The organism is Gilliamella sp. ESL0250 (genome assembly GCF_013345045.1).
GTDB lineage: Bacteria > Pseudomonadota > Gammaproteobacteria > Enterobacterales > Orbaceae > Gilliamella > Gilliamella apicola_H.
Genome location: NZ_JAAEDV010000025.1, coordinates 1 through 5,204, shown reverse-complemented (window position 1 = coordinate 5,204; position 5,204 = coordinate 1). Strand labels below are relative to the sequence as shown.

Sequence of the window (5,204 nt, the reverse complement as noted above, 5' to 3'; positions counted from 1 at the left end):
AAGAAGGTTCACTGCAAAAACGGTATATCTGTGCATGCATAGTCAGCGAAAATCAACCTGATTTATTAAGTGATCAACTAATTAATATCGGTTTAAAGTTAGGTCAATTAATTGGGGTTCGTTTTGTGCCTTTTTATGAGCCGTTTCGAATGTTTTTATTGCAAGAAGGCAATAAAATTTGTCCTGATTGGTTACCAAATTTATTAAATTGCTGTAGCACTTACTGTTTTACCTCATTCAACAATCATTTGCAGATTATTCAATCACTATCTTATACCCCAGAACGCTTTGATATATTTGTAACAGAAGAAACTAAAAATTTTTTAAAACAATCGGTTAAGCTATATCATTTAACCGTGGCTTGGCAAAATATTTGTGAAAATCAAAATAAAAATATTGAAGATTCAGACATATTATTATTAGCTGAATTTTATAACCAAGCGAAACTAGAAGGGTTAGAAGATGATAACGATCGATTTACTTTATCATTAGTGCTTATGCGCTATAAAAACCGATTAGATCCCAAATCGTTAAAAGCCGCGATAGCGAAAGCAATAGATGAACCGGGTACTTTAGCACAGCATTTGAGTCAAATAGAGCTAAAACAATAATAACAAAGGAATATATCATGGAAAAAATCGACCCTAATATTTTTACTGAAGCAAAAAACGCTTCAGCAATGGCCGATGGTGGATGTGGCACTTGTCAACGAAACGGCATGCCCTTTTTTTTAGTTCGTCAATCGGTTATTAATCCCAATGCTTACCACGGTATAGACTGGTCAGAAAACGTACCCGAATTAACCGATAGGCGCCCTAACGTGGCATTAACGAAGCATAAATACGCCTTAAGAATGTTACGCAAAGGGTATGTTTATGTATTAATGGAACAAAATGGCAATCGAAAATTATTAGGCTACGAAGTGACCTCGAAAGGGGCATTAAGGCACCGTTCCATTTACCATATGAAAAAATACGAGATTGAAGATTTGGCTGAAAAATGCACTGAAATGAACCACAATATCCCCGCTATTTTTGCTAATATTGATGTATTAAATGCAACGGTATGGATAGCTTATAGCCGTCGAGCTTGGTCAAAAGATATTGAAGATTATTACCGTTCTCCAGATGCCGATTTAAGACGATTCACCCAAGTAACGATAAACGATAAAACCCGAAACGACCCTACCGCTTTAACCGACGGACGTAGTTTTGCTTTCAACGATTTACTTGACGAGAATAAAGCGCCTTATTTACCCGAGTTTTTCTTTGACAAAAAAGATTTTAACGTACGTTTTCCAAGCGCACATGAATTTTATGATTATTCAGATAAAGATGATTTAAAAGCAATTGCAAATATAGCCGCAAAATTTGAAAATCAGTATCAATGTACAATAGGTTGCATTGTGTTAGAAGACACCTTCGGCATAGCCGAAGAGCTTAATGCCCAACGATTGCGCAATTTTGACCCTATTAATAATGCTTTTTTAGAGCACGAACGGGCAATAGAGAAAAAATTAACCGATGCCTATAACGAAAAAATAGCAGATTATACGCCATCGGATAACTGGTTAAATGCGTCTGATGAGTTACCACAGCTGTTTCCATATGCAAAAGATTATTTTCAAAGCCTTATAAATCCTAATATTGATGACAATCAAAGTGACACCGCACAGCCACAAGCAATAACAGTCCCCCTAAGACCCAATACAAATACCTCCAAATATTATCATAAATATTTTTCTACTGAGCGTGGCTATAAACGCAGGATTGTGTCTTGTATTGACGCTTATAAAAAAGGATTAAAGAACTATTGTAATGAGGTTATAGACAAAGATTATGAAGGCGCTGACACTCAGCCAAAATATTACGATGCCTATGAACCAGGCTCTAATTATAAAGGTGCGAAGAATTCTTATTATAATACTATCAAAACGTTACAAGAAAATGGATATAAAGAAGTTGCCTTATCAGAAGCAGAAAAAAAAGAACTACTCACAAAGCATAAATCCGCCATACCAGCTGTTGATGTAAGACGATTTCATTGGACATTGGATAATGCAGCTGAAAGCAAATTTAAAAAGGAATGGGCAAAACTCGATGCACGGCTAAATAAGGGTAAACTAGATGCATTTCGCCAAGAAGATAAAAACCTATTTGACGAAATTGTTAAAGACATCCGCAAAATATCAATCGATTATTTAGTTTATGTTACTTGGCTTTTTGGCTCAAAAGATAAACCGTCTCAATATGCCCCAGCTGGACTGACCGATTATAATCAAGTTGAGTTTTGGAAACGGGAACAAGAAAACGACTACTCTAAAGACCACTTAGGCTATTTTGAAGATATTACTACCATATTACAAGGTAATATAACAATGGCGAAGCTACCTGAACAGTTTGGCTTATGGGACAGCCTATTACGAGACGAAAATTCCATCTATTTTTATCTATTAAAAGGTCAAGACAATAACCTGTATGAATTGCTACTAAAACAACGGATTGATGAAATGGAGCAAAATCAAGATGCAGCAAACCACAAAACGAAAGTAACCATTCTCAATGAATTAGTGGACAAAATTAACGCTATTATGGATCTGCCAATTGATGCGAAAGATACGACCTTATTTGTGGATAAAATGGAAGTATTAATGAATTGGATGGCTGCTGGTGTTGCTAATCCACCCAAGAACGCTAAGTTAATTAACGACATTTTAATGAAAGATCATGGCATAGAAATGCTTAAAATTTTTTCGGGTATTGAGCATAGGCGTATAAGTTTATCGGTCAAAATTAAAAACCTACCCAAAGTTTATGAAATTTTGATGGAGCATTCAGATGTATCAACGGTGAGCATTGATAAAAGTTCCAAGCTGTATAAGCTATCAAGAGTATCGGATGCCGATAAGCGCTGGCAATTTGAAAGCCAACTGACTAAAAGCCAGCTCGAAAAAACGGTTCAAATGGAGTTTATGGTGTTGGCTGATGATATTGCCTCAATGAATAACATGATTGATGAGTTGAAAAAAGGCGGCAATTTAAAAGAAACCACCCTTGCCAAAGCCAAAAAGGTATTAGGCGCTAAAATTAAACACGCCCACCAATTTAGTGGCGAGCTCACTCTAGATAAACTTGAAAAAGCAATAGAGCAAGTCGCCAAACGACGAATCAAGTTCGATGCCACCAAAGGGATTTTTATGAATGGGATAATGATATTTTTACAAGGAATTTTATACAGTCAAAATAGGCAAGAATTCGAGGCTCAATGCCGTGAAATGCGGCAAGAAGTGAAAGAGGAAATTCTTAATGATATGGCAAAGACTTGTGTAATTATGTCGTTAATGTCGGCCGAAGTAATGGCTCACACGATTAAACTAGTCGGTAGTGTATTACCCAAAACCAATATCTTTACTACCATGATACCGGGTTGTGATAAATTTATAAAAGTCACTGGAGGAACGCTAGCGCTAATTACGATATTGGACGGGGCAATGGATATTTATAAAGGGTATTGTTATGCGAAAGATGGTGATAGTGAAGATGCTAAGCTAGTTATAACAGGTGGTGTATTTACACTAGTAAGCGGTTTGATTGGTTTTGTTGGAGTAGCTGTTCCTATTATTTTACCGTTTGCCTTATTGGCAATAGCATTAGCTGTTATTGGCGCAATTTTAGTGTATATAGGCTCAGAAGCCGATCGCTGGTCACCGCTACAAATTTGGTTTAATCGTTGCTATTTTGGTAACCATAAACACCCAGAAAAAGGGGAGCCTTATCCTCTCACCGCTGTTGGCACCAGTGCTGCGTTAAATGACTATTTTGCCTATCTTTCAGGTGTTTATTTGGCTTTAAATTATCAACCTTATGATATGGAGTTCTTTTTGGACGATATTCGTAATGATACTGATGAAAACGCTGCATTAATTTATGCCGGTGGTTTGCATGTGCATATTAAACTGCCCAATTTTGATGCACAAAGCCGTTATGTCTGTATGGTCTATCTAACAGATTCTGAAGAGCAATCGGCTAAGGTCAAAATTGCAAAAGGTAAAGACGATAAAAATCTGAATGTTACGGTATCACCCAATCAATGTAATTATGATTTAGTGCGCTGGGTTGCTTCTAAAGATTATCCTATCAAATCAAATATAAATGATACAGTGACGATAGACCAAAAAGTTGCCGAATTAAGGGTAAAAGCGAAAAAAGTGATTGGCATTTTGCACTATTGGCAAGGTAAAGACGCCAAATCGCCACTACGCATTGAACATATTATCAATTAAAAAGGAGAACGAATAATGCCATCCAAATATCAACCGCAAGTTTCTGCATGGCGCGAGGATTTGCATAAATGGGTATATACAACAAAATTACATTTAAGTAATAATAAAAAATTACGTTATGCTAATGATGATTATTGTGAGTTTTCAAGACGCCCAAACGGAATAGGTGTAATTCTCCGTGTCTTTCTAATTATTATATCATTTCTCTCGTTACTACTTACAATATTTGGAGTATTTGTAAATTTTTATGGTATTAATATCATGCACTTAAGGAGAATAGATATTTTATTTGTTTTTTTAGGGATTATTTTGATTTTTATTAGCTTTGTTGTACTTCAAATATTTCTAACAATTTTATTCATGCCAGAAGATTGCCCAATACGCTTAAACCGTAGAACAGGGAAAGTCTATCTTTATGAGCATTTCATCTTATATCTAGGATCATGGGCTACCTTTACTCGCTCGCCATTTAGAGCCAAAGAGATTAGTGTTAAAGAGTTTAATTGGGCAGATATTCAGGGTTGTATGACCTCAGTATCAGTTCCTCTTGCTAGTGGTGGAATGGTTAGAAGCTATCGTCTAGAATGTGTGGTATGTGAGCCTAATACCACTAAAGTGATTGACTACTTTCTGTTGACTGCTGATACCAGTTTAAGCTATGACGAATGGATGTGGATAAATAACTATATGGCCTTTTATGATAATAATTTGGATGCGGAATTAATGCCAGAAGAAGATTTCACATGGCCAATCAAAGTCAACTGGCCAGAAGAAATCGACAAAAAATCCAAAGCCAGCTCGCTTGAAGCGTATCAACAAATAGATGCCGAGTATAAAAAAATTAAGGAATAAAAATCTCCAAATTATCATTGGCGTAATTTTAGTATTTATTTGGCTTTAAATTATCAATCTTATGATATGG

Annotated in this window: 3 protein-coding genes; all 3 read left to right on the top strand. The window is 35.9% G+C overall.

Annotated features, from left to right (window positions below):
- Window positions 1-611, top strand: a 611-nt coding sequence (locus GYY69_RS12570) for a hypothetical protein (RefSeq protein ID WP_174797995.1), incomplete at its 5' end; no start/stop codon positions are given.
- Window positions 612-628: 17 nt separating this feature from the next.
- Window positions 629-4,282, top strand: coding sequence for a toxin VasX (locus GYY69_RS12565; protein ID WP_174797994.1), 3,654 nt, complete (start codon window positions 629-631; stop codon window positions 4,280-4,282).
- 15 nt (window positions 4,283-4,297) lie between these two features.
- Window positions 4,298-5,134, top strand: a complete 837-nt coding sequence (locus tag GYY69_RS12560) for a DUF6708 domain-containing protein (RefSeq protein ID WP_174797993.1) — start codon at window positions 4,298-4,300, stop codon at window positions 5,132-5,134.
- Window positions 5,135-5,204 lie beyond the last annotated feature (70 nt).

Excerpts from the sequence above, each read along its gene's own strand:
- GYY69_RS12565 (WP_174797994.1), top strand. The coding sequence starts at position 629 with ATGGAAAAAATCGACCCTAATATTTTTACTGAAGCAAAAAACGCTTCA.
- GYY69_RS12560 (WP_174797993.1), top strand. The coding sequence starts at position 4,298 with ATGCCATCCAAATATCAACCGCAAGTTTCTGCATGGCGCGAGGATTTG.